This is a genomic window from Pararcticibacter amylolyticus, assembly GCF_003130405.1.
Taxonomy (GTDB): domain Bacteria; phylum Bacteroidota; class Bacteroidia; order Sphingobacteriales; family Sphingobacteriaceae; genus Arcticibacter; species Arcticibacter amylolyticus.
In genome coordinates this window covers 1-3,248 of sequence record NZ_QEAS01000055.1, presented here as the reverse complement: position 1 = coordinate 3,248, position 3,248 = coordinate 1, and the positions used below count along the sequence as shown (strand labels likewise).

Annotated in this window: 5 protein-coding genes; 4 read left to right on the top strand and 1 reads right to left on the bottom strand. The window is 39.2% G+C overall.

Going from position 1 to position 3,248, the window contains the following annotated elements; genetic code table 11:
• A partial coding sequence (locus DDR33_RS24900; protein WP_238387944.1) for a Hint domain-containing protein occupies window positions 1-1,008 on the top strand: 1,008 nt, incomplete at its 5' end.
• Window positions 1,009-1,013: 5 nt separating this feature from the next.
• Window positions 1,014-1,364 carry a DUF1493 family protein gene (locus DDR33_RS24895; RefSeq protein ID WP_109418492.1) on the top strand — a complete coding sequence of 117 codons (351 nt, stop codon included), beginning with the start codon at window positions 1,014-1,016 and terminating at the stop codon, window positions 1,362-1,364.
• An 83-nt stretch (window positions 1,365-1,447) separates the two neighbouring features.
• On the opposite strand, the gene DDR33_RS24890 is transcribed toward DDR33_RS24895, so the two are convergent.
• Window positions 1,448-1,645, bottom strand: coding sequence for a hypothetical protein (locus DDR33_RS24890; protein WP_202913847.1), 198 nt, complete (start codon window positions 1,643-1,645; stop codon window positions 1,448-1,450).
• Between the two features lie 128 nt (window positions 1,646-1,773).
• Between DDR33_RS24890 and DDR33_RS24885 the strand changes: the two genes are divergently transcribed.
• Window positions 1,774-2,412, top strand: a complete 639-nt coding sequence (locus DDR33_RS24885; RefSeq protein ID WP_158280869.1) for a hypothetical protein — start codon at window positions 1,774-1,776, stop codon at window positions 2,410-2,412.
• On the top strand, window positions 2,405-3,082 hold the full coding sequence (locus tag DDR33_RS24880) for a leucine-rich repeat domain-containing protein (RefSeq protein WP_109418490.1): 678 nt from the start codon (window positions 2,405-2,407) through the stop codon (window positions 3,080-3,082). The genes DDR33_RS24885 and DDR33_RS24880 overlap by 8 nt, the downstream gene beginning before the upstream one ends.
• Window positions 3,083-3,248: the final 166 nt, after the last annotated feature.

Genomic DNA, 3,248 nt, shown 5'->3' with positions numbered 1-3,248 from the left:
TCCGGATTCAAGTGGAATCCATGGGCAGGGGGGCGGATCAGCCAGGAAGAGTGGCTGGCACGAGGTGGTGACCCGAAGTTACTGGCTACGGCGGTGAACCCGCAGTTTTATAGCGGGGGATGGGTGAAGAAGGTAACGGTGACCAGTACTAAGACAACTCCGGTTAATTCGAATGCTAACTCGGCAGGAGGTATAAATAATGTATCTCAAAACGAGTCGACTTTGTCAGGATGGGAGCATCTTGTAGGCCCTGGGTTAATTGGTTTAGGCCAGCCAATCAGGGCGTTGAAGCCTATTGGAGCACTCGGTTCGAAGCCAGGCTCTTCTATTGCTTCCTATACTCTTTCAAAGGCTCTGCCTCGAACTTTTACCAAGACACTAGGAAAGGAATTAGGGACAAAAGTAGCAACAAGAATAGGAACAAATGTTATTGGCAGGGCATTAGGTCGCCTTGTTCCCTGGTTAGGATGGGGAATGACAGCGTATGATGTTTATGACAATCGGGAAGCAATCGGCGAATTTGTCGAAGGTATGATAGATGTCCAATGGCCGAATGGAGCTCCAAACGGAGTGAGAACAGAGGAAGGCTCAATAATTTACGTATGCTTTGTTGCAGGTACTCACATATTTACCAAAGAGGGTTTAAAGCCCATTGAGAGGATTGCCGTCGGAGACAGTGTCTACTCATTTAGTTTTACAAAGAAGTCTGTTTGCTTAAATAAGGTTACAAAATCCTTCAAAAGATCGAGCAACGAAATATATGAAGTTGTTACCGGTAGTCAGACTGTATTGGTAACAGCCGAACACCCTTTTTACGTTATCGGAAGAGGATGGATAAGAGTTAAGAACTTACGAAATGGAGATATTCTAAAGAGGTTAGATAATATAGAGGAACGCATTGTAAATGTTGTGAAAAAGGAAAAAACGGAGTCTGTCTTTAATATCGAGGTAGAAGGAGAGCACAATTACTTTGTGACTGATAGTAAGATCTTGGTACATAATAAGTAATATATATGAGTGACGCTATTTTTGAACAGATAAAAGATTTTGTTGAGGAACAGAGATGGAGGTATCCATTTGACCTTCAAAGGACAACAACGTTAGAAAAAGATCTGGGGATAACAGGTGATGATGCGGTAGAATTCCTTGTAGCTTTTGGAAAGGAGTTCAATGTTGATATTTCCAATTTTATGGCAGATGAGTATTTTAAACCAGAAGGAGACAAGATATTACCGGCTATAATCCGTTACTTCACTGGTCAAAAAAAGGTTAAAAGTAAAGAGTTGTCATTGGCCGATTTAGAACGTGCTATAATTGCAGGTAGACTTGATGAATCTGTAATAGAGATATCAGGCAACGGATAAATATAACAATACTGATGATCTGGTTTATGATAAATAAAACTATATCTCAAGCCCGGTCCGTTAAGGGAGCGGGGCTTGACTTATTATTGGGCATACGCTTTTCTGGCCTTGGCATCGCGCAGGAACATATCGAGGAACTTAAAGGCATCCCTTTGTTCTTCGGGGGCGAGCTTCTGCAGTTCGACAATCCGCTGTAAAATACCTTTATCCAGCAACAGGTCTGTATTGCCTACCAGGTAATCCAGAGAAACCTCCAGGGCATCGGCAATGGAGGCAGCCATTTCAATGGACGGCTTGACTTTAGAAATGTAACCATTATGGAACGCACCCCAAATAAATGGCCAGGAGTTCCTAAATCAAGCCTTGTATATTTGTATCCGGGTTGGATACCATTTAAATAGCGATGAAAATGGAAATAAACTATATCAGGCTTTATGAAAAAATAGCTAAATACTATCCTATAGGATTCAAGGAATCTGATCCTAGGTATTCACATTTTTGTGGTATACGGTTATTGGATGAGCTGAATAGCGATAAGCTTTCGCCTAAAAAGTATAAAGTGTGGAAGCAAGTTATAAGAGATATAAAAAACAGCAAGAAAGGTATAATAAAGGGTGATGCCGAATCACCCATCTTTCAACCTTCATATTCAGGGAGCTTGCTTTTATTCAAAAAGAAAAAGGATATGTTTCTCTTCACGAGAGAGATAAGAGTTTATGTTAGCGTACTTGCACCTGTTTATACTATTTTAGGATACGATAACATAATTATAGAAACCAATTTGACGAAACCTGTAAAATTTGGTCCGGTGATATATATATCTCCACTTGATATATATGAACCTTGGTTCTCAATAATTAGAAAAAACATTGAAGCGTGTTATCAGGATTATAGCTTTATCAGCTACTCTCTATTAAGCAAAAGAATTCCTTACTTATCAGTCCCCGGATCGCATAATCCTGATTCTGATTCAAGTATTTTTCAGGCCTTGTTTAGCAACGAAGATATAAGTAGTTATAATTTTGTTGGTGATATTCTATATGAATAAGCTCATGTTTTTGCCAGTGCTATTTTTATTGAGTACTTTTTCTTGTTCCAATAAGATAAAATATCACACAGATAATCAATATATTTCAAGCAAGTTTAACGATCTTCCAAATTCAACTATCCTAGGGTCAGGAATATATGGAGGCGACTTACGTAGTATTAAGGGCGCTCATTTTATGTTTTTTGATAGCAATTGTGCAGTTGTTGGTATAAACAATTGTCCTTATTATCTTATAGCTAAACCCGATTTTAAACCTTCTGATCTTCCTTCAAGATTTGAAGATATTTACCAAAAGTTAAAGAGGATTAGCTTAACGCCGCCGGAGGGATATGGTAATAACTTCACAAGCGTCTACAAACCTATACCCCTATGGCTGTCTAAATGTACTAATTTGTACTTTCTTCAATTGGAGTCTCTTGAAATTAGTGATTTAAAGTTATTGCAAGACCTTCCATTGAAATATTTGATATTAGTTAACAATTCTTTAATAAATAAAAAGACGATGATCGAGAGCATCTCAATGCTTCCTCAACTTCAGTATCTTGTTTATCGGAATGATTTTACACCTCAGGATACAATCATTATAAAACACAAGAATCCTAAGATAACCATTCTTCAAGATTTTGAATATTATCAAAAAATCGAAGCAGGAAGTATTGTACTGCCTTGAAAATTGCCTTGTTGGACGACAACCGATTAATGATATGGTAATATAAATGGTGCCCGACTTTACCGGCAAGGCCCGCCAGGTGAAGACCGTTCAGGCCGCTGCCAGCAGCAGCACCACGGTGCTCAGCACCCTCAGCTACGACCATTCCGGCCGGCTGAAGAGCCTG